Origin of the sequence: Dactylosporangium sp. CS-033363 (assembly GCF_050942475.1) — a bacterium.
Taxonomy (GTDB): Bacteria; Actinomycetota; Actinomycetes; order Mycobacteriales; family Micromonosporaceae; genus Dactylosporangium.
Genome location: NZ_CP192032.1, coordinates 7,851,053 through 7,875,299 on the forward strand (window position 1 = coordinate 7,851,053; position 24,247 = coordinate 7,875,299).

A 24,247-nucleotide genomic window follows, 5' to 3' on the forward strand; every position below is an offset into this window, starting at 1 on the left:
AGACGCCTCGTCCGCCAGCACGATGCGAGAAGCCGCCGGTGGGCGCGGGGCCCACCGGCGGCTTCGAACTGCTCGCGGGTCAGTAGGTGACCGTGAAGGGCACCTCGACCCGGATCTTCGAGTCGGCGCCGGCCAGCTGGATGCTGGTGGCGCTGCCGGCCACGGCGTTGCCCGGGACGCTGAAGGAAGCGGCCGGGACGATGCCGTCGGCGTTGGCGTGGACGGTCAGCGCGGCGAGGCCGTCGCCGAAGGTGATCGTGACCGTTTCGTTCCGCGCGAAGCCGGAGGCGTCGAGGGTCAGCGCCGTGCCGCGCGGGCCCTCGGTGGCCGACAGGGTGATCTGCGGCTGCGGGCCCATCGCCACCTGCGGGGCGGTGAGCTCGATGGTGGCCGTGGCCGGGGCCTGGGACGTGGCGCCCTCGGCGGTCACCGCGTACAGGCCGGCCGGTGCCGGCGCCGCCAGTGACGTGTGCACGGCGCCGGCCGCGGTGGCCTTGACCGTGGCGTCGCTGCCGGCCAGCTGGACGCGCACCTGCTCGCCGGCGTTGAAGCCGGTGCCGTCCACGGCGATCGTGGAACCGGAGCGCGCCGCCGAGATCGTGGGCTGCTTGCCGCCGCCCCCGACCGTGACGGTGAACGCCGACGTGGTGCTGGAGCGGCTGTCCCAGACCGTGACGTGGGCAGTGAAAGAGCCCTTCACGGTGTACGTGTGCTGGGCCGTGATCGCACCACCGGTACCGATGACGGCGTCTGAAGGAACAGTGCCGTCGCCCCACTGGACGCGGGCGTGGTAGCCGCCCACGCCGCCGGTGACCGTGCCCAGCGCGGCCGTGAACACCGCGCCGGTGGTGGCCGTCTGGTTCCCGGGGGCCGTGGTCGCCAGCGCCGGCGGCGGGGTGCCGTCGTCGGCGATGGCGAACACGTGGATCCGGCCCGCGGAGCCGGGGTCGCCGGACTGCGTGGGCAGGGTCACCGAGACGAGCGTCTTGCCCGCCGGGATCTGGTACGGCGCCGTCGCGAACAGGAACGGCTGCGCCCCGTCGCGGCTGGTGCCGAGCAACCGGTACGCGGTCTTGGCGACCACGACGTTGCCGTAGGACGGCGTGCCGTTCGGGTTGCCGCCCAGCGTCCAGTCGCTGAACTGGATCGGGAGGCTCGCCGTGGTGCCGTCGCTGAACGTCGCCGTGGCGGTCGTGCTCTGGTTGCCCTGGGTGCCGGCGCCGACGAACGAGATGCTCGTGGCGTCCGCGGGCAGGTCGAGCGCGATCGTCCGGCCGTTGCCGGTGGCGTTGTCGGGCTGGCCGCCCGGCGTGTTCGGCAGCGTGAAGTGCAGCGCGGTGCCGGGCACGTCGTGCGAGACGCCCTGGGTGACGCCGCCGGCGGTGAGGGCCGCCCGGGAGTACGCCCAGTTCTTCGCGTCGCAGTTGGCCGCGAGCACGCCCTCGTCGCCGATGCAGACCGAGTCGAAGGCGGCCGTGAGCCCGTTCGCCGGCGCGAAGCCGACGTCGACGCCGACCGTGGCCGAGTCCTGGCTGCTGCCGTCGGTCACCGTGACGGCGGCCTGGTAGTAGCCGGGCTGGGCGTAGGTGTGCGAGCCGGAGACGCTGTAGACGGCCCGCGAGCTCAGCGCGACGGTGCCGGTGGTCGCCGGGGTGCCGTCACCCCAGTCCACGGTCGCCTGGTACGCGGTCGCGGTGCCACCCGTGACCGTGGCGAGGGGTACCGAGACCGCCACCCCGTTCGTCGCGGGCACGGCGGCCGCCGGGGTCACCGTGACGTCGCCGCCGCCGAGTTCGACGTCGCCGCCGCGCAGCAGCTCGATCTCCGCGAGGTTGGTCTGCGCGGCGCCGACGGTCTTGGTGACGACCAGCCGGAACTGGGTGAACTTGCCCGGATTCTTGATCTGGAACGGCCGGGTCTGGTTACGCCAGGTGAACGCCTCGTCCTTGCGGGAGTCCACCGTGCTCCAGCTGACCCCGTCCCGGGAGCCCTGCAGCTTCCAGTCGGCCGGGTCACCGGCATTCGCGCCCGAGGTGATCGTGTACCACGTCGGCTTCTGCTTGCCGCCCCGGTACGCCCAGCTGATCTGCGGCGTCCCGCTCGCGAACGTCATCTGCGTGGCCGACGTGTCGTCGAACAGCTTCGCCGCGTCCTGCCCGCCGGTCGCGGTCGCGGTGCCGAGGCCCGGGCCGGTCGTGTCCTGCAGCGGCTGCGGCGCGTCGTCGCCCTTGGTCAGCGACGGCGGGGCGTCGTTCTTGCCGGTACCCCACGAGGAGGGCTTGTTGCCCATGTCGAAGTCGATCGTCCCGCCCCGCGCGAGGACGGACGAGTCGATCGAGACGTCCTTGAGCTTCTTGCCGTTGACCTTGACGCCCTGGACGTACACGTTGGCCGTGCTGTTGTTCGGGGCGTTGACCACGATGTCGCCGCTCTTGCGGTGCACCGTCATCTTGGTGAACTGCGGCGAGCCGATGGCCCAGTTGGACGAGCCGGCCTGCAGCGGGTAGAGGCCGAGCGAGCTGAGCACGTACCACGACGAGAGCTCGCCGTTGTCCTCGTCGCCCAGGTAGCCCTGGCCGATCTCGCTGCCGACGTAGAGCCGCTGCAGGATCTCCCGCACGATCGCCTGCGTCTTCGCGGGAGCGCCGGCGTAGTCGTACATGTAGGGGATGTGGTGCGAGGGCTGGTTGCTCATCCCGAGCTGGCCCAGGCGCACGGCCCGCGCCTCCAGCATCTCGTGGATGGTGCCGCCGTAGCCACCGGGGTGGTCGGCCTTCTCGGGCGTGGCGAAGAACTCGTCGAGCTTGCGGAGCAGGCCGTCCTGCCCGCCGTACAAGTTGGCCAGGCCCTGCCCGTCCTGCTGCGCCGTGAAGGCGAAGTTCCAGCCGTCGGTCTCGGTGTAGACGCCGCCCCAGTCCAGCGGGTTGCCGTTGAGGAACGTGCCGGACGCGTCGCGGCCCTGGAAGAACTTGCTGCTCGGGTCGAACAGGTTGACGTAGTTGCGGGCCCGCTGGAGGAAGTACTCGGACTCCTCCTTGAGCCGGTCCCGGTCGGCCTTCGGGGTCGACGGGTCCTTGGCCAGGGCGGCGGCCATATTGCCGATGCCGTAGTCGTTGATGTACCCCTCGAGCGCCCACGACACCGACTCGCCGGTCGACGTCGGCGTGTAGCCGAGGAACTGCGAGGTCTGGATGCCCTTGCGACCCACGCCGCTCTGGGCGGACACGACCGTCGCGTCGCGGACCGCCGCGTTGTAGGCGCTCATCGGGTCGGGCAGCTTGACCCCGTTGAGGTACGCCTCGGCGAGGGCCACGTCGGCGCTGGTGCCGGTCATCAGGTCGGCGTAGCCGGGCGAGGACCAGCGGGCGATCCAGCCGCCGTCGCGGTACTGCTGCACGAACCCGTCGGCGATGCGCGCCGCGACGTCCGGGTACAGCAGCGTGTAGGCGGGCCACACGGTGCGGTACGTGTCCCAGAAGCCGTTGTTGACGTAGATGAGCCCGTCGACGACCTTCGCGCCGGTGGTGGTCGCGGTCGACGTGCCGGTCGGCGCCGAGACCGGGCTGGCGTACTGCCAGTGCGGCGCGGCGGCGGTGCCGGTGTTCTCCGACTGCGAGTTCGGGTAGAGGTTGAGGCGGTACAGGTTGGAGTACAGCGTCACCAGCTGCGTCTCGCTCGCGCCCTTGACCTCGACGCGGCCCAGCCGGTCCTGCCACGCCGCGGTCGCCGCCGCGTGGACCTGCTCGAAGCTGCGGCCGGTCACCTCGAGGTCGAGGTTCTTGCGGGCCTGGTCGAGCGAGATGAACGAGGTCGCGATGCGCAGCGTCACCGTGGCGTCGGCCGACGTGTCGAACGTCGCCGCCGAGGCCGCGGTGGCCGTCGGGGCGCGGTCGAAGGTGCCGGCCACGAACATCCGGGAGCGCCCGGCGGACAGGCCGCTGCCGTTGTCGACCCAGCCGGTGTACGTCCCGTCCGTGCCGATGGTGAACGTGCCGTTGTAGAACACCAGGCTGCCGGTGGCCTGCCCGGCCGGGAAGGTGAACTGCATGACGCCGCCGTGGTCGGTCGGCGAGAGCTGCGCGGTGATCCCGTTGCCGGTCTTCACCTGGTAGAAGTCCGGGTGGGCGATCTCGTCGGCGTGGCTGAACGACAGCGCCCGGCTGCTCGGCGCGCCCGTCAGGTTGCCGCCGGCCGCGACCGGCATGACCGACATCTGGTTGCGGTCGCCCATCCACGGGCTCGGCTCGTGCGAGATCGCGAGGCCCTGCAGCGTGGGCAGGTTCGCGCCGTTGTTGGCGCGCTGGTACTCGTACTCCCACGAGTCCGACGTCGCGTTCGTGACGGGCGTGAAGAAGTTGAAGCCGTTCGGTACCGCGGAGATCGGCAGGTTGTTGCCGCGCGAGAACGACCCGGAGGCGTTGGTGCCGCGCCGCGTGTCGACGAAGTTGGTGAGGCTGGCACCGTCGATCGCGGCGGGCGTGCCGGTCACCGTGACGTCGTCGATCCAGCCCTGGAACCGGGTCGCGGCGCTCGCCTGCGGGTCGTCGTACGCGAGCAGGATCCGGTCGATCGTCTTGCCGTTCGCGACCGCGCCGATCTCGGACTGCACCGCGTTCCACTGGTCGGCGTAGAGCACCTTGGAGGCGCCCTGGCCGGCCGCGGTCAGCGCGTAGCCGTGCTGGTCCAGCGGCGAGCGCGCGCTCAGGTACGTGCCGTCGGTGAAGTGCAGGTCGATCGCGGCGTACGTGGACGGGTACTGCGCGTCCTGCCCGGTGTACTCCGGGAAGATCTTGTAGGACAGCCGCGACTTCGGCCCGACCGGGATGTTCACGTCGAACAGCCGGTTCGTCGCGAACGAGCGCCCGTCGGCCTCGGCCCCGCCCGAATACCGCAGCGACGCCAGGCCCGTGAAGCCGGCGTTCGGTTTCATGTTGTACCCGCTGACGGGACCCGCCCCGGCCACGCTGACCATCGGGGTCGCGGGCGGCCGGGTGTCCGTGCCGTCGCTGATGTCCCAGTCGGCCAGCTGGATCAGCGAGTCACCGGAGTTGGCGGTGACGTTCAGCCGGTACCAGCTGTAGGCCGTCGTGTTCGCGAAGCTGTACGTGTTGGTGGCGAACCGTCCGCTGAACGTCTGGCCGGTGCGGCGGTCCAGGTCGGTCCACTGGGCGCCGTCGTTGGACCCCTGGATCGTGAAGTCCTTCGGGTCCCGGCCGGGCGCGTCGCCGCCGGAGGTCATCGCGTACTTCACCACGGCGGCCGGCGCCTTGAGCTGGTAGGCGACCCAGCCGGTGGGGTTGAAGGCGAGCCACTTGGTGGACGGGTTGCCGTCGGCCAGCCGGGCCGCGACCTCGTTCGGCGGGTTCTCGGCGCTGGCGGTGATCGCGGCGACCTGGGCGAGCAGGCTGCCGGGCAGGCCGTTCGGGCTGGACCCGGACAGGTTGCCCTGGATCGGCTTGCCGTCCTTGCCGACCTCGACGGTGGTCGCGGCCGGCTGCGGGTCGGTGGACTCGAAGGATGATCCGAAGTTACCGGGCGGGGCGGCCGCGCTCGCCTGATTGGCGGCGACGAGCAGGCCGATGGGCAGCAGCAGCGCGACTGCCCCGGCTAGCTTTCTCATGCGGGTACTCCACGGGTGATCCACGGGCGCAGGGGACGCCCGGTGGCGAGCGTCAGCCTGTCCCGACCTGACAACGTTGTCAAGATCCATGGGTTTGATCAGCGATTTCTGCCAACGTTGTCAAAGCTCAGCCCCGTACCGCTATCGTCTGTCGCGTGACAAGCGAGTCGGGCCGCACCCGGCGTCCCACCATGGCGGACGTGGCCGCACGGGCCGGCGTGAGCCTGAAGACCGTGTCGCGAGTCGTGAACGACGCCCCGTACGTCCAGCCCGAACTGGCCGAGCGCGTCCTCGCCGCCGTCGCCGAGCTGGGCTTCCGCCGCAACCACCTGGCCAGCTCCCTGCGCTCCGGCCAGGCCACGGCGACGATCGGCCTGCTGATCGAGGAGATCGCCAACCCGTTCTACGCCACCATCGCCGGCACGGCGGCGGAGATCGCCCGCCAGCGCGACACCATGCTCATCATCGCCAGCTCGGAGGAGGACCCGGCCCGCGAGCAGCAGCTCCTGCGCGACCTGTGCGCCCGCAGGGTCGACGGCCTGCTGGTCGTCCCGGCCGGCCACGACCACTCGTTCCTGCGCCCCGAGGTCGAGCTCGGCACCTCGGTGGTCTTCCTGGACCGCCCGCCCGGCAACCTGCGCGCCGACACGGTCCTGCTGGACAACCGCGGCGGCGCCCGCGACGGCGTCCGCCGCCTGGTCGCCGCCGGCCACCGCCGCATCGCCGTCCTGCTCGACTCGATCGGCGTCTACACCATGCGCGAACGCCTCGACGGCGCGCAGGACGCCCTGGTCGAGGCGGGCGCCCCGTACGACGAGACCCTGGTCCGCGACGGCGTCCGCGACCCGGCCGAGGCCGGGCGGGTGGTCGCGTCCCTGCTGGACCAGCCGGACCCGCCGACGGCCTTCTTCAGCCTCAACAACCGCATCACCCTGGGCGTCATCGAGGAACTCCACCGCCGTGGCAGCGACGCGGCCCTGCTGGCCTTCGACGACTTCGAGCTGGCCAGGCTGGTGCCGTACCCGCTGACGGTGATCGCCTACGACAGCCGGGCCCTGGCCCGCACCGCGACGGAGCTGCTGTTCCGCCGCATCGACGGCGACCGCTCCTGGCCGCACACCGTGGTCCTGCCCACCGAATTGGTCTCACGGGGCCTCAGCCGCTGGTGGTGACCACGGGCTTGCCGGTCGCCTCGGCGGCCTGGGTCGGGGTCGGCTCCGGCTCGGTCGTCTCGTCGCCGCCGGTCGCGGTCGGGGTCGCCCCTCCCCCGCCGCCCGCGGTCGTCTGGGTCGCGCCGGGATTGCCCGTCGCGGTCGGGCGGCCGGTCCGCTCGGTCCCGCCGGTGGGCTTCGTGCCGCCGCCCCCGCCACCCTCGGGCGCCGTGCCCACGCCCGACCGGTCCGGGGCGGTGCCGGTCGGCGACGGCGACTGGCCAGGGCCGTTGAAGAGCGAGTCCGAGGTCCCCAGCCACACGACGAGGCCGATCACGACCAGCCCCGCCAGCGCCAGCAGCCACGGCACCATCGGCCGCCGCCGCTCCGGCAGCGGCCCCAGCTCCTCGGTCAGCGTGCCGCCCGTCGCATCCACCGGGGCCGCCACCGGAACCGGCACGGTGGCGATCGCCGCCGGAGCTCCGTAGGACTCGGCGGCGGCCGCCATCGCGGCTGCCGACGGGTACCGGTGCGAAGGGTCCTTCTCCATCGCCGTCGTGATCAGCCGCGCGACCGATGACGGCACGTCCGGCGGCAGCGGCGGCGGGGTGTCCTGCAGGTGGCGCACCGCGATCGCCACCGCGTTGTCCCCCATGAACGGCGGATGCCCGGCCACGCAGTGGTACGCGACGGCCCCGAGCGCGTAGAGGTCCGTGGCCGGCCCGATGGCCTGCTTCGAGACCTGCTCCGGCGCGATGTAGAGGGCCGTCCCCACCACGTCGTTCGTGGCCGTCACCGCGGCGAGGTCCGCCGAGCGGGCCACGCCGAAGTCGACCAGGACCACGGTGCCGTCCGGCTGGACGATGAGGTTGCCCGGCTTCACGTCGCGGTGGACGATGCCCGCCTCGTGGGCGGCCTCCAGGGCGTGCGCGGCCTGCGCCACGATCGACATCGTGGTCGCCGGGTCCAGGCGGCCGGAGGCGGCGATGCGGCGGTCCAGGGGCTGGCCGTCGATGAAGGCCATGACGATGTACGCCGAGCCGTCGCCCGTCTCGCCGTAGTCGTACACCGCGGCGATGCCCGGGTGGCGCAGGGCCGCCATGGCCCGCGCCTCGTGGTGGAAGCGGGTCTGGAACTCGCGGTCGCCGGCCCGGCCGTCGTGCAGCAGCTTCACCGCGACGCGGCGGCCCAGCAGGGTGTCGTCCGCGCGCCAGACCTCGCCCATGCCGCCCGCGGCGATGCGGTCGTCGAGCCGGTAGCGGTCGTTGAGGAGGTCTCCTTGGCTGGCCACGTCAGGTCGTCTACCCATCCAGGCGGGTCGCTATGCACCGCCGGCCGGTACGGCGTCCACCTCCCCGGTGCGGCGCAGCTTCTGCCAGCGCAAACGCCGGCCGGTGACCGCCGTGATCGCCGAGTGCAGCAGCACCAGGTACATCACCTGACGGTACACCAGCTGCTGCAGCGGCAACGTCCACAGTGGACCGAGCTGCTCCCGGTCGAGGCGGAAGGCGAGGATCGCGGTCACGGCGTGCACGACCAGCATGGCGGCCCAGCCGATGGCGGTCTCGGTGCGGTTGAGGAAGAACGTGCCGTACACCGCGAGGATGTCCAGCAGCGGCGCGAGCAGCGGCAGGAGCACGCTGAACAGGGTGATGAACGGCAGGGCGCGGCGGCCGAAGCGGCCGGACGGGCCGGAGTCGCGCACGGCGCCGCGGTGCTTCCAGATCGCCTGCATGGTGCCGTAGCTCCAGCGGTACCGCTGCTTCCACAGCTGCCCCAGCGTGGCCGGCGCCTCCGTGTGGGCGCGGGCGGTCTCCTGGTACACGACCCGCCAGCCGGCCCGGTGCACGGCCATCGTGAGGTCGGTGTCCTCGGCGATCGTGTCGGTGGTCAGGCCGCCGGCGTCGGTGAGGGCCCGCCGGCGGAACGCGCCCAGGGCGCCGGGGATGGTCGGGATGCACCCGAACGTGTCGTACAGGCGGCGGTCGAGATTGAAGCCCATCACGTACTCGATGTGCTGCCACTTGCCGAGCAACCCCCGCCGGTTGCCGACCTTCACGTTGCCGGCGACCGCGCCGACCGTCCCGTCGCCGAACGGCTGGACCAGGCGGTGCACCGAATCCGGCTCGACGACCGTGTCGGCGTCGACCATCACGATCAAGGCGTTGCGGGACAGCGCCACGCCGGTGTTCAGCGCCGTCGCCTTGCCACCCGGCGGGACCCGCACGACGCGCACGTTGCCCAGGCCAAGGGCTTCAACCGCCTCGCTTGTACCGTCTGTGCTCGCATCGTCCACCACGATGACCTCGACCCCGGGGTGGGCCGACAGGGCGAGCGAGCGCACCGCCGGCTCGATGGTCGTGCGCTCGTTGTAGGCCGGCACCACGATCGTCACCGGTTCGGTGACCGGCGGCCCCCAGGACCACGTCACCGACCGCCGGCGGCGGGAGTGGCGCACCGCGAAGAGCAACAGCAGCAGCGCCCGGGCCAGGGTCAGCGCGCCGACCAGGAGCAGCAGGCCCCACAGCACCCACCAGCTCGCGTCGGCCAGCCGGATCGACCAGGCCAGCCCCCGCCCGCGCCAGACCGCGGCGGCGCTCGCGGGCGGGTTGGCCGCCCCGGCCTCGGTCCCGGTGGCCTCGGCGATGGTCGCGAACCGGTACCCCCGCTGCTGCAGTTGCGGGATCAGCCGATCGAGCGCGGCGACGGTCTGCGCGCGGTCGCCGCCCGCGTCGTGGAAGAGCACGACCGCGCCCGACTGACCCTCCGGGGTCGCCGCCCGCACGATCGCGTCCACGCCGGGGCGGGCCCAGTCGCGGCTGTCGAGGTCGTTGAGCACCGTGGTGTACCCCTGGCCGCCCGCCGCCGCGATCGTGTCCCAGTCGCGGTCGTTCAGCGCGTCCGGGACCGACGAGTAGGGTGGGCGGAGCAGGGATGTCGAGCGCCCGGTGGCGTACGAGATGAGCATCTGGGTCTGCGCATGCTCCAGGCGCTGCCGCCAGCCCGGCAGGTCCGCGAGCTGCGGATGGCTGAACGTGTGCGCGCCGATCTGGTGCCCCTCGGCCAGCACGCGCCGGGAGAGCTCCGGGTGCCGGGCCACCTCCGCGCCGATCTCGAAGAACGTCGCGTGCACGCCGTGGCGGCGCAGCACCTGCAGGATCTTCGGCGTCCAGGTCGGGTCGGGGCCGTCGTCGAAGGTCAACGCGACGGTACGGTCCGGCACCCGCACCGACCGCGCCTGTCCCCCGGTCGCGTCGAGAATCGGCCCGCCGTCGCGGATCCCGGCCGGCACCCGGCCCGCGGCCCTATCCCCGGGTCCCTCGTGGTCCGGCGCGAACCCGCTGTTCGTGTACGCCTCGATGAACAGCAACGTGGCGATCAGCGCCAGGGCGAGCACGGCCAGCAGCACCCGCAGCGCCGTACGGCGGCGGCGCACCGCGGGCAGCGAGCTCGTGGTCAGCGGGTCGGGTTCCGGTTGCGCCGCGCGGTAGACGGTCATCGGCAGGCCGCCGGGCTCGCCGCGTTCGTCGTCAGCGTGGCCGGCTGCACGGCGCGGTAGACGGTCATCGGCAGGCCGCCGGGCTCGCCGCGTTCGTCGTCAGCGTGGCCGGCTGCACGGCGCGGTAGACGGTCATCGGCAGGCCGCCGGGCTCGCCGCGTTCGTCGTCAGCGTGGCCGGCTGCACGGCGCGGTAGACGGTCATCGGCAGGCCGCCGGGCTCGCCGCGGTCGTCGTCAGCGTGGCCGGCTGCACGGCGCGGTAGACGGTCATCGGCAGGCCGCCGGGCTCGCCGCGGTCGTCGTCAGCGTGGCCGGCTGCACGGCGCGGTAGACGGTCATCGGCAGGCCGCCGGGCTCGCCGCGGTACCGGGGCAGCGTCCGGCCGGCGGGCGGGTGGAGCCGAGGAACTGGCTCAGCCACAGGGCGACGAGCGCGGCCAGCAGCAGGAGGCCGGCGAGGTACACGATGCGGCGCACCCGTTTGCGGCGGGCACCACTGGGATCGACGAACACCGGTGGCGGGGCCTGCGCCGCGTCGCGCATGACGGTCGTCGGGGCCCGCTCGGGCAGCGGCGCCTTGCCGACGGCCCGCCCGAGCCTGGCGCGACCAATCTTTCGGGTCGTCCCGGGCTGCACAGGCTGGTCCGTCACCGTTCGAACATAGAAGCTCATGCCGAACCTCGCATGATCCGCGGCGGTCGCGGGTAGCCTGATCGTCGATGCGAGCTGCGCGAATCCGGATTGCGGCAATGCTGCTGGCGGTCCTGACGGGGGCCTGCGGGACTTCCGCGTGGCCGGAGCCCGGTCACGGACCGTCGACGATCGCGCTGTCCGAGCGCCAGCGCTACGTCGCCGACGAGCTGGTGAGCCTGTTCGAGCACGGGGGGCCGGAGCCGCAGTACGGCGCGGTCGAGGAGCTGGCGGACGGCCGCGGCCTGACCTGCGGCACGATCGGCTTCACGACCAGCAGCACCGAGGTGCGGGAGATCGTCGAGGTGTACGACGCCGCGGCGCCCGGCAGCCGGCTCGCCCGGCACCTGCCCCGCCTGCGCGAGCTGGCCGACGCGGGCAGCGACGACACCGGCGGGCTGCCCGGGTTCGCCGAGGACTGGCGGGCCGCGGCCGGCGACCCGGCGTTCCGGGCCGAGCAGGACCGGCTGACCGACCGCCTCGCCTTCGACCCGGCGCTCGAGCACGCCCACCGCCTCGGCCTGCGCACGCCGCTCGGGGTGGCGGTGCTGTTCGACAGCGCGGTCCAGCACGGCACGGCCGACGACCCGGACGGCCTGCCGGCGCTGATCGCCCGCGCGACCCAGCGGGCCGGGGGCACACCGGCGGCCGGCGTAGCGGAACCGGCCTGGCTGGTGGCGTTCCTGGACGTGCGGGCCGACACGCTGCGCAACCCGCACGATCGGGACACCCGGGACGCCTGGTCGGAGTCGGTGGACCGGGTCAGCGCCCTGCGCGACCTGGTGAACCGCGCCGCCTACGACCTCGCCGCGCCGCTGGCGGTCACCCTCGACGGCGACGAGTACGACCTGCGTTGATCCGTCCTGTCGGGCGATCGGTCAGAAGTGCCGCGCTTGCAGTACTGCAACCGTCAGCAACCTTGCGAGCACCCTTTTCGCTCCCGCACAGTGACTGTCACCGAGCGTGACTCTGCGGAGTTGCTCGGTGACACACAGTTCGTTGCTTGGAGGTACGTCATGCACAAATGGGTGTTGCGAGGCCTCGTCACCGCGGGCTTCGCGGGCGGAATCTGGCTGTTGAGCGCCGGCGCCGCCCAGGCCTCGGACGCGCCCGGCCTGGGCATCAACCTCCCGGGCCTGGCCTCGATCAACCTGGGCAACACGGGCGCCGCGATCACCGTCCCGGGCGTGGCCAACGTCAACCTGGGCACCACGAACGGCGTCCAGCTCGACGTAACCCTGGGCGGCTCCCCGTCCTCAACCGGCGGCTCGACCACAACCTCGGGCGGCACCACAACCGCCGGCTCCACGACGGGCGGCGGCAGCTCTTCGACCACGGGCGGCGGCACGACCACGACCTCGGGCGGCACCACGACCGGCGGTGGCAGCTCGTCGACCACGGGCGGCGGCACGACCACCACGGGCGGCGGGTCGACCACCACGGGCGGCGGGTCGACCACCACGGGCGGTTCGACGACGACCGGCGGCGGCACTACTACGACGGGCGGCGGCTCCACGACCGGCGGCGGCTCCACGACCGGCGGCGGCACGACGACGACGGCGGGCGGCGGCGGTTCGGCCGGCGGTGGCAATGGTGTCCAGGTCAACCTCGATCTAGGACTCGGCGGTACGCCGGCGTCCAACGGTCAGGGTGGCCTGCAGACCAGCGTCACCGTCGGCGACATCGCCAACGTCAACGCCGGCGTGAACAACTCTGGCGTGCAGGCGACCATCGACGTCGGCGGCACCTCCCCGGCAACCGCCCCGATCAACGTGCTCATCGGCGCCGACCCGACCGGCACCACGGCCGACGTGAACGCCGGCCCCGCGAACGTCAACCTGGACCTCGGCGACACCACAGTGGACGCGGGCGTCACCGTCGACCACCTGGCCGACGTGGACCTGAACGCCGACCTGACCGATCCGTCCCTGGATCTGGCGATCAACCTGGGCGACACGGTGAACGCCGGCGCCACCCTCGACCTCACCGACGGCATCGACGCGGGCGCCACCCTGGAGGTGGGCACCATCGCCACCGTCGACGTCAACGCCGACCTCGACACCGACCCGACCGCCGACCTCGCCATCAACCTCGGCGACACCGTGAACGCCGGCGCCACCCTCGACCTCACCGACGGCATCGACGCCGGCGCAACCCTGGAACTCGGCACCATCGCCACCGTCGACGTCAACACCGACCTCGACACCAACCCCACCCTCTCCCTCGCCGTCGTCCTCCTGCCCACCGGAACGGGAAGTGGCACTGGAACCGGCACTGGCACCGGCACCGGCACTGGCACTGGTACGGGAACTGGCACCGGCACCGGCACCGGCACTGGCACTGGCACTGGCACTGGCACTGGCACTGGCGACGGAACCGGGACGGGAACGGGCACCGGGGACGGAACCGGCGCTGGCGCGGGCAATGGCACCGGCGCGGGCGCTGGCACCGGGGCGGGCGCTGGCACCGGGGCGGGCGCGGGCACCACGAGCGGCACGATCAGCACGGTCGGGCTGACCACCACGACCGCCGGCGTTGCGGATGCGGCCGTCGAGAGCTTGGACGGATCGCTCCCCGTCACCGGCCCCGGCGTGTCGACGATCGCCTTCGCCGGGCTGCTCATGATCGGCCTGGGGCTGCTGCTCTTCCGCCGCCGCCGGCAGTTCTGAGCAGGACGAGCCCGGGTGCGACGCGTGTGCTGCCACGGCCCGCGTCGCGCCCGGGCGACTGAAATTTTCAGGCCGGCCCGCCCCCGCACCGGGGCGGGCCAGGACCGCTTGAACCCTCGTCGCGAAGTCCCCGTACCAGGCGGCGAATCGGGAGAGAAGGAGCGGTCGTATGTCCACAATCGACACTGAACCCCGCCCGCGGCGGCGCTGGCTGCTGCTCGGCGGGCTGGTGGCCCTGCTCACCGTCGGCCTCGGCCTCGGCGTCGCCGCCGCCCAGACGAACACCACCGCGAACGCCGCGCCCGGCAGCATCGAATGCCCGTCGGTCGCCGAGAAGCTCCCCGCGGTACCGGCGCAGGCCCAGGCCGAGGTCGACCGCAACCTCACACTCTTGAACACCCAGGTCGCCGAGGCCAACCAGCGCCTTGCCACCAGCCAGGGCCAAGGCGGGCCGAACTTCGTCCGCAACGCGATCCTCGGGCCGCTGCAGGACAAGCGGGCCGCCACCCTCGACCGCATCGCCATCGCCATCGGCCGGCACGCGGCCAGGCCCACCGGCCTCGAATCCCTCGCGCCCTGCCGGCTCGTGCAAGGCCGGCCGCCCGCCACCGCCGCCGTCCCGGCCCGGACAAGAACCGGCGCGGCGAACAGCACCACCAAGCCGGCCCCGGTCAGGACCACCGCGGAAGCCGCCGGAACCATCGCGTGCCCGTCGGTCGTGGACAAGCTCCCCGCCGTACCGGCGCAGGCGCAGGCCGAGGTGGACCGCAACCTCGCCCTGCTCGACACCCAGATCGCCGAGGCCGAGCAGCGCCTCGCCACCACGCAGGGCCAGGGCGGGCCCAACTTCGTCGACAACGCGATCCTCGGGCCGCTCAAGGACAAGCGGTTCGCCACCATCAACCGGATCGCCACCGCCATCGGGCGGCACGCGGCCCGGCCGGAAGGGCTCGCCGAGTCACTCGCCGCCTGCCGCCTGACCCGCGCCTAGCCGCGGGCCGCCCACATGACCGCGACGGCGGCGGCCGGCTCGCACGGGATCAGCTCCGGGCCTCCCACGTGATCTTCACGACCGCGGTGGCGCCCATCGCCGAAATCGGGGTGTCCGTCGCCATGCGGTAGTTGAAGCGGAAGACGACGCTGCTGCCGACGTTGGCGACGGGCGTCCAGGCGGAGGAGACACTGGTGGTACCAGATGCGCTGTAGGTGTTCTTCGCGGTGAAGTCGGAGAGCATGCGGCCGGCGGTGACCGCCGTGTCCGCCGTGTTGCCGAAGATCGTGGTGGTGCCGCTCAGCCCCGTGCAGGAGGCGCCGTTGCCGAAGATGCCCGTGCCGGTCGCCTTCTCGACGCTCCAGTTGATGTAGGGCGTGGTGCCGCCGCCCCCGCTGCCCGGGGTGTCGGTGGCATCGCCGGTGGCCACGTAGAGCTGGACCGGCGCCGACGGGGTCACGGTGCCGGCCCACGTCACGGTGATGCAACTCGAGCCGGAGTTGCCGGGGACGAGGCCCGAGACGTTGAACATCGCGGTGTTGGTGTCGTTGTCGGTCAGGGCCAGCGCGCCGGTCGTGAACGTGTTGCCCGGGTTGGCCGTCGTGGTGCTGAACGCGGCCGACGAGGCCTGGTACACCGTGATGCTGGACGCGCTGATGGCGGCGGCGACGGCCAGCGCCCCGGCCAGGCGGGCCCGGCGCTTGCGCGGCGACGCGCGGTGGGACGTGATGACCCGCGCCCCGCCGCGTCGCGGGTTCGAGTGCTCCTCCACGGATGCCTCCTTCGGCTACAACCGATTCGGATCGGCCGAAGCGGGGCGGAACTGAGGCCGCGCCACGGGTCCGTCGTGTCGCGCGCACCACAGCAGCGCGAGCATGCCGGCCAGCAGCACGACCCGGACATGATGACCGTCACGCCACCAGAGCGCGGGAAGGCCGATCCAGGGGACGCGCAGCCGCGCCGTGCCGGTCACGTTGCCGGCCGGGACCGGCGTGCTGTCGGCCGCCGCGTTGGCGTCGCCCCGCGTCACCAGCGTGTGGTCGGGCCGGACGGCGACGATGCGGTGCACGAGGTACCGTCCGGGCTGCGCCGGATCCCGGAAGCGGATCACCCGCCCGGGCACGAGGTCGCCCGCCTGGAGCGGCGCGCTGACCACCACGTCGCCCGGCGTGATCGAGGGCTGCATCGAGCCGCTCAGCACGACGGAGGAGGACCAGCCGAGCGCCAGCGGCACCAGCGTCATCGCGAACAGGCACAGCACGAAGCTCAGCACCCCGAGGGCAACGGGCCGGACCAGCGGCCACGGTACCCGGGCCGGGCGGGCATGCAGAGCGGTCATACTCACCAACGTCGGCATCCGAGGCGCCGACTTAAGCCAGGCTGACGTCGTCCGTGTACACGTCGTACGAGGCGGTGCCCGTGCCGATCGACAGCGTCACCGAGGTCGCCGCGCCGGTGCTGAAGGTCACCGTGTACTGGCTCCAGCTGCCCGCGGTACCGCTGCCCTGCACGCTGCCGAGCACGGTCGAGCCGTACAGGCTGGAGCCGCTGATCACCCGCAGCAGCGCGCTCACCGATCCGGTGCCGGGCGCCGTGTACGCCCACGCCGAGAACGTGTAGGTCGTGCCGGCGGCGACGGAGACCGTGGTGTACAACTGCGAACTGATCGGCACCCGAACCGCTCCCGCCCCGGCGTGGACCGGCGTGGACACCGTCGCGACGGCGGACCCGGTGCTGTCGGTGAGCCACGGCGCGGACGTGCCGCCGGTCTCGAATCCGGGGTTGGCGAGCAGGTTCGTGGCGCAGTTCACCGCGACCGTGTTGCTCGCCGCGGCCGACGTCCAGCCGGACAGGTACGAGAACACCTGGTACGTGTACGTCTGCCCGTTCGCCATCCCGGTGTCGGTGGCACTGGTGCCCGCGGCCGCCACGGTGTTCTGGGTCGTGCCGGAGAGCTGGCGCTGCAGCTTGTACCCGGTGGGCGTGGATCCTCCGGAGCCGGCCGTCCAGCTCGCGCCGACGCTCGGCACCCCGCTCGCACACGCCGGGGTGAGGGTCAGCCCGGTCGGCGCGGAGAGCGACCCGGCGGCGAGGCGGTTGCCGGGGTTGGCGCTGCCGCCGGTGAAGGCCGCGTTCGCCGTGCCCCACGGCCGCAGCAGCGCGACGAGGAGCACGGCGACCACGCCGGCCACCGCGCGCCGACGGAGGAGCACGGCGACCACGCCGGCCACCGCGCGCCGATGCCGGGGAGCGACCATGCACCCGACATCGGCAGGCCCGGGCCCGGCCTGAGCAGCCGGGGGAAGACTCACGCGGTGTGCAGCACCGACCGGCCGGACTCGACGACGTAGGACGCCGTCGTCGTCACCGGGGTGTCGCGGACCTCGATGGTGTCCACCGTGCGCGCGTCGGTGCGCCACTCGCGCCGGTCCACGACACAGCGCAGGTAGCCGCGGCGGGAGCCGTCGAAGTACCGGACATGGGGGTTGAGGGTGGGGTTGAGCGCCTTCAGCGGGGCGTCGAAGGCGATCGGGAAGTCGGAGCTGATCGACGTGGCGGTGAACTCGACCGCGACCGGCGCCTGCTCCGGCTTGTCGAAGTCCACCCGCAGCTCGCTCAGCCACGTCGAGTGGATGTCACCGGCCAGGATGACGGGGTTGCGCACCTTGGCGTCGGTCAGGTGCTGCAGCAGCCGGGTGCGCTGCGGGGCGTACCCGTCCCACTGGTCGAGGTTGGCCAGGATCGCCGGCACCCCGCCGGTCGGGTTCGGCAGCTTGATCCGGCTCATCATCACCTGCTGCGCGACGACGTTCCACCGCGCCGGCGAGCGGTCGAGCCCGTCGCGCAGCCACCGCTCCTGGTCCTCGCCGGTGAGCGTGCCGGTGACGTTGGCTGTGCCGGCCTGCGGCAGCCCGAAGTCCCCGGGGAACCCGCCCGGCTGATCGGTCCGGTACTGCCGGGTGTCCAGCACGTTGAACCGCGCCAGCCGCCCGAAGTCGAACCGCCGGAAGATCCGCAGATCCGCGCTGCCCGGCTTCAGGTTGGCCCGGATCGGCATGTGCTCGTAGTAGGCCTGATAGGCCGCGGCCCGCTGCCGCGCGAACTCGGCCGGCGTCTGCCGCTGCGCCCCGGTGTCGTCGATCTCGTCGACCAGCGACGCATAGTTGTTCTCGGTCTCGTGGTCGTCCCACGTGACGATCCACGGAAACTTCGCATGCGCCGCCTGCAGAGCCGGATCGCTCTTGTACTGCGCGTGCCTCGCCCGATAGTCCGCCAGCGTCACGAGCTGGTCGAGCCCGGGCGTCTGCGGCGTGGTGTGGTTCCGATCGGCGAACCGGCTGTGCGGGTCATACTCGTAGATGTAGTCCCCGAGGTGCAGCACCACGTCGAGGTCCTCGGCGGCGACCCCGTTGTAGGCCGGCCAGTACCCGTTCTGCAGGTCCTGGCAGTTCACGATCGCGAACGCCAGCCGGCCCCCGTCCTGCCACGGCGCCGGCGAGGTCTTGGTCCGCCCGACGGGACTGAGCGAGCCGAGCGCCTTGAACCGGTAGCAGTACTCCCGCCCCGGCTGCAGGCCGCACGGGTCGACGTGCACGGAGTACCCGAGCTCGGGCCGCGCCCAGGTCCTCCCGTCCCGCACGACCTTCCGGAACCGCTCGTCGAGCGCGACCTGCCACTCGACCTCGATGGGCTTGTTCGGCAGGCCGGCCTTCATCAGGCGGGTCCACAGGATGACGCTGTCGGGTAAGGGGTCGCCGCTGGCGATGCCGAGGGCGAACGGGGTGCTCGAGGTGTGCGCGGAGGCGTCGGTGCCGGGCAGGAGCACCGCCCCGGCCGTCACCGCCGCCCCGGTGATGACTTGCCGTCGAGTCAGCATGCGCTCACCCTGCCGCCCCCACCCGAACGCGAAACAAACGCCGCCTGCACAGCGCCGGGCGGGAGCGGACCGGGGACTCAGCGCACGGCGGCCGGGCGGGCCACCTCGACCTCGTTGATCTGCTCGCCGGTGAGCACGTCGAAGGCGCGCACCACGGTGCGGTCGGCGTACACGGCGACGGTGAGCACGGACGGCGACTCGGGCCGGTCGGTCGCCGAGTCCTCGTCCCACGGGTCGTCCGGGCTCGGCGCGAACTCCATGGCGAGGGCGCCGGTGTTGACGGCCGTGTACCCGTCCGGATGCCCGCCGGGCGTCACCACGCGGGCCGACCAGTCCCGCCGGTACGGCGACCAGTGCGTGTGCCCGCTGAGGAAGATCACGTTCGGGTACCTCCCGATGATCGCCTCGAGCGCGAAGTCCCGCGGGCCGTTGCCGTACGGGCTGGCGTAGGTGCCAGACACCGACCACGCGAACGGGTAGTGCTTCATGACGAGCACCTGCCGGCCCTGGTGCGCCCAGTACGCGAGGCGGGACGTCAGGAACGCCACCTGCGCGTCGCTGATCTGCTGCTTGTCCTCCTCGGCGACGCCGCTCTCCTCGCCCAGCACGAGCACCGGCACCCCGCCGACGACCTTCTCGTACCACGGCTTGTCGATGCCGGCGCCCCAGCGGTTGGCGAACGTCACGAAGTTGGCCTGCTGCTGCTCGGGCGTCAGGACGCGGCTGCGCCGGTCGTGGTTGCCGATCGCGGGCAGCAGCGTCGGCGGGCGGTGCCGGGCGAGCGCGGCGCTCACCTCGGCGTACTCCTGCACCTGCTGCTCCTGGGTCTCCTCGCGCGGGCCGCTGATGATGTCGCCGGCCAGCAGCAGCGCCTTCGCCCCCGGCGCCTGGCGCTTGAGCAGGTCGAGGGCGGCGTCGGCGTACGGCAGCCCCTCGCCCTGGATGTCGCTGAACACCTGGAACGTCGTCGCGCGGGCGTCGCGGGGCAGTGCGGGCAGCGGCGTGCGCACCACCACGTCGTCGAGCGCCCAGTACAGCTCGGGGCGGCTGCTGCTGTAGGCGAAGCGGAACACGGCGGTGCGGGCGCGGGCCGGCACGTCGACCCGCAGCACCTCCTGCCCGGACATGACGTCGCCGCCGCCGTTGGCGCTGATCCGGGCGGCCGAGTAGCGCAGGATCTCCCGCTCGGCCCCGCCGTCGAAGGCCACGGTCACGCGGCCGACCGCCTTGTGCGCCTGGCGCCACTGCGAGGAGAACACCAGCTCGACGGCGCGCCGGCCGCCGACCGGCACACCGGGGCTGACGAGCGTGCTGGCGACCGTGTGGTCGCCGTCGACGGTGGCGCCCTTGGCCGCGGCGATGCCGTTGTCCGCCACCGCGAGCACGCCGCGGGCCCGCGAGAACTGGTTGCGCTCGTCCAGCGCGGCCGCGGCCGCGAACCAGGCGTCGCGCGGGGTGAAGGTCCAGCCGCGCCAGCCGGCCGCCGGGCCGTCGGTCTGGACGGTCCAGGCGCCGCTCGCGCCGTCGAAGTCGCCACGCCAGACGGTCTGGTGGCCGGTCGGGCCCTGGCCGGACTCGCCGGCCTGGGCAGCTGTGGGAAGGAGGAGGGCGAGCGCCACGACGCCCGCGACGACAACCCGTCGGGTCAGCATGGCGCCCACCATGGCGAGATCGATCGACGTCGGGGTGAACGCCACGCAGGGGCCGGATGTGGAGCAGCGGGTCAGGCGGCGCAGCGGAAGCCGGCGTGGCCCGTGGCGCTGTCCGGGGTGGAGGACGTGCGGGCGGCGACGCGGTAGCGGTTGCAGTACGACTCGTGGCACAGGTACGACCCGCCCCGCATCACCCGCGTCGACCCCTCCGCCGGTCCGGCCGGGTCGTGCCGGGTCGCGTCGGACGGCTCGACGTGCCAGGACGGGCTGAACCAGTCCGCGCACCACTCCCACACGTTGCCCGAGGTGTTGAACAGGCCGTAGCCGTTCGGGCGGTACGCGTCCACGGGCGCGGTGTCCACGTAGCCGTCCGCGGCCGTGTTGCGCCGCGGGAACTCGCCCTGCCAGGTGTTGCAGCGGTGCACGCCCCGCGGGGTGAAGTCGTCGCCCCACGGGAAGCGGGCCTGCTCCAGCCCGCCGCGCGCGGCCTTCTCCCACTCCGCCTCGGTCGGCAGGCGCTTGCCCGCCCACGCGGCGTAACAGGCGGCGTCCGTCCACGACACGTGCACCACCGGGTGGTTGCGCCGGTCGCCGATGCCGGTGCCCGGGCCGGCCGGGTGGCGCCAGTCCGCGCCCTCGACCGGCAGCCACCACGGGGGGACCTGGCCGGGGCGGCCGGCGAGCACGCGCTCGGCCGCCTCGCCCCGGACCAGGAGGTGGAACACGAAGCTCCAGCCGAAGCGCTCGGCCTCGGTGACGTAGCCGGTCTCCTTCACGAACCGCGCGAACTGCGCGTTGGTGACCGCGTGCGGGTCGATGTGGAACGCCGACACGGTCACCTCCCGGACCGGGCCCTCGCCGTCGTCGGGGAAGGCGTCCGGGTCGTCGCCGCCCATGAGGAACGGGCCCTCCGGGATCGCCACCATGCCCTTGAGGATCTCGGCGCGGGTGCGCTCGGGCACGGTGAACGGGATCTCCACGAGAGCGGACTCATGGCCGGAGGACGGTGGGTTGCAGCAGCTCACGCCGACAAACTTACGTCGAACGGCAGCCCGTTGGCCGGGTCGCGGCAGATCTCACGCAGCTGCGCGTACAGCGCCGCCACGACCTCCGGGCGGGCGTCCCACAGGTTGGCCGTCTCGTACGGGTCCACCGAGACGTCGTACAGCTGGCCCTGCGGGTGCGCGGCGTCCCACGGCGGGGCGGCGTGCGCCTTGCCGGTGCCGGTGTCGAACAGGTCGCCGATCGACGGCTCGGAGAAGCCGCCGCCGGAGCCGGCCGAGAAGATCGCCTTCCACCGGCCGGAGCGCAGCGCGAAGCGGCCGCCGAGGCTGTGGTGGACGATCGGGCGGTCCGGGTCGCCCGGCGAGACGCCGGTGAGCAGGGGCAGGATGTCCCGGCCGTCCTCCGCCGAAGCGGCACGCCCGGCGGCCGCGGCCGCGGTCGGCAGGATGTCGGTCAGGCAGATCGGGGCGTCCACCACCCCGCCGGCCGGGATGTGTCCCGGCCAGCGGGCGATGAACGGCTCCCGGTGCCCGCCGTCCCACAGGTCGCCCTTCTGGCCGCGCCAGTCGCCGTTCGGCGAGTGCCGCGAGACATCCCCGTCGTCGGTGAAGTACGTGACGGCGCCGTTGTCGCTGGTGACGATGAACAGCGTGTCGTCCAGCTTGCCGGTGCGCTCCAGCGCGTCGCGCAGCTCGCCCACCGCCCAGTCGACCAGGCACACGCCGTCGGCGCGGTCGCCGAGGCCCGAGCGGCCGCGGATGAAGTCCGGCGGGACGTTGGGCCGGTGCGGGGCGCTCGGCGCGAGGTAGCACAGGAACGGGCCGGTCTGCTCCTCGATGAAGGCGACCGCCGCGCGGGTGAAGGCGACGTCGGCGTCCTCCTCCCGGAACCCGTCGGCCCGCAGGCCGGGGCGCTGCTCGGTGAGGTACACCTCCTTCTCCTTGACCGGCACGCCGACCGTGCGGTCCTGGTCGATGAAGGCGTACGGCGGCATGTCGAGCGAGCCGGCGATGCCGAAGAACCGGTCGAAGCCCAGCTCCGTCGGGCCGCCGGTGACCGGGGCGGTGTAGTCGATGTCCCGGCCGAAGTCGGTCTCGACGTCGTCGTGCAGGCGCGCGCCGGGCGTGAACGCGGAGCGCACCGAGCCGTCCTCGTGCCGCCAGCCCAGGCCCAGGTGCCATTTTCCGAAGGCGCCGCAGGTGTACCCGCCGTCGCGCAGCACACTCGCCAGCGTCGGCCGGTCCGGCTCGATGATGGCGGGCCCGTGCCCCATCAGCACGAAGTTCTTCAGCGGGCCGCGCCAGGCGTACCGGCCGGTCATGAGCGCGTACCGGCTGGGGGTGCAGACCGCCGAGGCGGAGTGGCAGTCGGTGGCGCGCACCCCCTCGGCGGCGAGCCGGTCCACGTGCGGGGTGGGGATCGCCGAGCCGTAGCAGCCCAGGTCCCCCCAGCCCATGTCGTCGGCGAGGACGACCACGATGTTCGTCACGTCCAGCAGCTCCCGTCGGTGCTCTTCACGATCCGGACCGCGTTGGTACTGCCGGAAGCGATGCTGAACCGGCTCGCGTCGGCCTGGCAGGCGCCGTCGGTGTACACGTTGACGAAGTTGATGTTGCGCGCCTTGTGGGTGCTGTCGATGCCCTGCACGATGCTCGGGTACTGGAAGTTCGTCTGCGCCCGGATGTTGCGGAAGATGAGCTGGTCGAGCTCGCCGTAGCCGAGCGCCGGGTCGTACCACTTGTTGTTGTCGACGGCGAGGTAGAACAGCCGCCAGTTGGCGTTCTCGACCCGGATGTTCTCGAACAGGTAGCGGCTCGGCGTGCCCGGCCCGGCGTGCAGGGCGCGGAAGATGCCGGACTTCTGGATCTGGTAGTGCTCGGCGTGGATGACGTCGTTGTCGTAGACGTGGAAGTTGGTCGGGCTGTTCGCGAGGTTCCAGCTGATCATGAACGGGGCGCCGTTCTCCAGCTGCCAGACCGTGTTCTTCCGGGTCACCTGGTCGCCCCAGAACAGCTTGATCGAGTCGTCGTTGGACTTCACGAAGTTGTTCTCGACCAGCGACTTGTTGCCGGCGACCATGCCGTCCGTGCTGTACCACCAGGACATCGTCTTGACGTTCTCGATGGTGGTGTACTGCGCGAGCGCCCGCACGTTGAACCGCGGCGCGTTGACGAACGTGACGCCCTCGACGAGCAGGTTCTGCGACGACTGGTCGGCGATGTCGATCATGCCCGGCTGGTCCTTGTTCAGCTCCTGGTCGCCCAGGTCCATGAACTTGCCGTCGAACACGCCGCGGCCCTTGATGGTGACGTTGCTGACCGGGCCGTTGGCGATGAACGCGCCCTTCACCCAGGCGCCGCCGGCGAGGTAGATCGTCTTGCCGGAGGTGATCGCGTTGCCGGAGCCGATGTCGTGCACGCCGGGGCCGAAGTAGAGCACGTTCGGGTCGCCGGTGGCCGGCGGCACGTCGTTCTCCGGCGGGTTCGCGAAGACGAGCATCGGGTGCAGGATCGGGTTGTGGATGTTCGGCGCGAACTCCACCGAGACGTTCTTCGGGTTCGACATCGTGAACGTGCAGGTGTTGCCGGCGAACGAGGTGGCGATCGCGGCGGACTGGGGCCGCACCTGGCAGCCGGTCAGCCCGCTCTGGCCGACCGCGGTCACCTTGACCGTGACCGAGCCCGCGAACGAGAAGCTCGTCCAGGAGGTGTCGGCCTCGCGGTTGGTGTCGGTCTTGGCGGCCGTCGTCTTGTAGACGAACGACGACTGGTTGTCGACGGTGGCCGTGTACCAGTTGGAGGCGGGGACGCCGGCCGGGCCCGGGTAGAGGCTCAGCGCCGGTCCGGCGCCGGGGGTGATGTCGCCGTAGGGCAGGGTGGCCCGGTGCGCGGCCACGTCGTTCAGGGTCGCCGCGGTCGAGCCGGCGATGCTGTCGGCGATCGAGTCGACGGTACCGATGGATCCGTTGATGTTCGTGACGGCGCCACCGAAGTCGTACTGCTTGCCGGTGTAGGGCGCGCCGTTGGCGGCGGCGGGCGAGGCGGCGACGGCCAGGAGGACCATCGCGAGGCCCGCGACGAAAACCTTACGCAT

General features: G+C 72.5%; 16 protein-coding genes. 4 read left to right on the forward strand and 12 right to left on the reverse strand.

What is annotated here, in order from left to right; translation table 11 throughout:
* Window positions 1–79: 79 nt before the first annotated feature.
* Complete coding sequence (locus ACQPZ4_RS36405; RefSeq protein ID WP_433046161.1) at window positions 80–5,620, reverse strand: GH92 family glycosyl hydrolase; 5,541 nt, start codon at window positions 5,618–5,620, stop codon at window positions 80–82.
* A gap of 191 nt (window positions 5,621–5,811) precedes the next feature.
* On the opposite strand from ACQPZ4_RS36405, the gene ACQPZ4_RS36410 reads away from it, so the two are divergent.
* Window positions 5,812–6,792, forward strand: a complete 981-nt coding sequence (locus ACQPZ4_RS36410) for a LacI family DNA-binding transcriptional regulator (RefSeq protein WP_433066816.1) — start codon at window positions 5,812–5,814, stop codon at window positions 6,790–6,792.
* Here the strand turns inward: ACQPZ4_RS36410 and ACQPZ4_RS36415 are convergent.
* The 3 genes from ACQPZ4_RS36415 to ACQPZ4_RS36425 form a co-directional block, all read right to left on the reverse strand.
* Window positions 6,776–8,062, reverse strand: coding sequence for a protein kinase domain-containing protein (locus ACQPZ4_RS36415; protein ID WP_433046164.1), 1,287 nt, complete (start codon window positions 8,060–8,062; stop codon window positions 6,776–6,778). The two genes, ACQPZ4_RS36410 and ACQPZ4_RS36415, sit on opposite strands and share 17 nt — an antisense overlap.
* Window positions 8,063–8,092: 30 nt before the next feature.
* On the reverse strand, window positions 8,093–10,270 hold the full coding sequence (locus ACQPZ4_RS36420) for a bifunctional polysaccharide deacetylase/glycosyltransferase family 2 protein (protein WP_433046167.1): 2,178 nt from the start codon (window positions 10,268–10,270) through the stop codon (window positions 8,093–8,095).
* A 336-nt stretch (window positions 10,271–10,606) separates the two neighbouring features.
* Window positions 10,607–10,921, reverse strand: a complete 315-nt coding sequence (locus tag ACQPZ4_RS36425; RefSeq protein WP_433046170.1) for a hypothetical protein — start codon at window positions 10,919–10,921, stop codon at window positions 10,607–10,609.
* A gap of 68 nt (window positions 10,922–10,989) precedes the next feature.
* Between ACQPZ4_RS36425 and ACQPZ4_RS36430 the strand changes: the two genes are divergently transcribed.
* The 3 genes from ACQPZ4_RS36430 (at window position 10,990) to ACQPZ4_RS36440 (ending at window position 14,620) form a co-directional block, all read left to right on the forward strand.
* Complete coding sequence (locus ACQPZ4_RS36430) at window positions 10,990–11,817, forward strand: chitosanase (protein ID WP_433046173.1); 828 nt, start codon at window positions 10,990–10,992, stop codon at window positions 11,815–11,817.
* Window positions 11,818–11,976: 159 nt separating this feature from the next.
* The gene (locus tag ACQPZ4_RS36435; RefSeq protein ID WP_433046176.1) at window positions 11,977–13,629 is read left to right on the forward strand and encodes a hypothetical protein; all 1,653 of its coding nucleotides are present in this window, start codon (window positions 11,977–11,979) and stop codon (window positions 13,627–13,629) included.
* 169 nt (window positions 13,630–13,798) lie between these two features.
* A complete protein-coding gene (locus ACQPZ4_RS36440; RefSeq protein WP_433046178.1) occupies window positions 13,799–14,620 on the forward strand; it encodes a hypothetical protein in 822 nt (273 codons plus the stop codon).
* Window positions 14,621–14,669: 49 nt separating this feature from the next.
* Here the strand turns inward: ACQPZ4_RS36440 and ACQPZ4_RS36445 are convergent, their stop codons facing one another.
* The 8 genes from ACQPZ4_RS36445 to ACQPZ4_RS36480 all read right to left on the reverse strand — a co-directional run bounded on the left by ACQPZ4_RS36445 (window position 14,670) and on the right by ACQPZ4_RS36480 (window position 24,247).
* A complete protein-coding gene (locus ACQPZ4_RS36445) occupies window positions 14,670–15,392 on the reverse strand; it encodes a hypothetical protein (RefSeq protein WP_433046181.1) in 723 nt (240 codons plus the stop codon).
* A 15-nt stretch (window positions 15,393–15,407) separates the two neighbouring features.
* Window positions 15,408–15,959 carry a signal peptidase I gene (locus tag ACQPZ4_RS36450; protein ID WP_433046184.1) on the reverse strand — a complete coding sequence of 184 codons (552 nt, stop codon included), beginning with the start codon at window positions 15,957–15,959 and terminating at the stop codon, window positions 15,408–15,410.
* A 31-nt stretch (window positions 15,960–15,990) separates the two neighbouring features.
* A complete protein-coding gene (locus ACQPZ4_RS36455) occupies window positions 15,991–16,833 on the reverse strand; it encodes a carbohydrate binding domain-containing protein (protein ID WP_433046187.1) in 843 nt (280 codons plus the stop codon).
* A gap of 95 nt (window positions 16,834–16,928) precedes the next feature.
* Window positions 16,929–18,497 (reverse strand): alkaline phosphatase D family protein, encoded by a 1,569-nt coding sequence (locus ACQPZ4_RS36460; protein WP_433046190.1) that lies wholly within the window; start codon window positions 18,495–18,497, stop codon window positions 16,929–16,931.
* Between the two features lie 77 nt (window positions 18,498–18,574).
* Window positions 18,575–20,149: a metallophosphoesterase family protein gene (locus tag ACQPZ4_RS36465; RefSeq protein ID WP_433046193.1), complete on the reverse strand. Its 1,575-nt coding sequence runs from the start codon at window positions 20,147–20,149 to the stop codon at window positions 18,575–18,577.
* A 71-nt stretch (window positions 20,150–20,220) separates the two neighbouring features.
* Complete coding sequence (locus tag ACQPZ4_RS36470) at window positions 20,221–21,174, reverse strand: formylglycine-generating enzyme family protein (RefSeq protein ID WP_433046196.1); 954 nt, start codon at window positions 21,172–21,174, stop codon at window positions 20,221–20,223.
* Entirely contained in the window at window positions 21,171–22,643 is a 1,473-nt protein-coding gene (locus ACQPZ4_RS36475; protein ID WP_433046199.1) for a sulfatase family protein, read from the reverse strand. The genes ACQPZ4_RS36470 and ACQPZ4_RS36475 overlap by 4 nt, the downstream gene beginning before the upstream one ends.
* Window positions 22,640–24,247, reverse strand: a complete 1,608-nt coding sequence (locus ACQPZ4_RS36480; RefSeq protein WP_433046202.1) for a hypothetical protein — start codon at window positions 24,245–24,247, stop codon at window positions 22,640–22,642. Before ACQPZ4_RS36480 ends, ACQPZ4_RS36475 begins: the two co-directional genes overlap by 4 nt.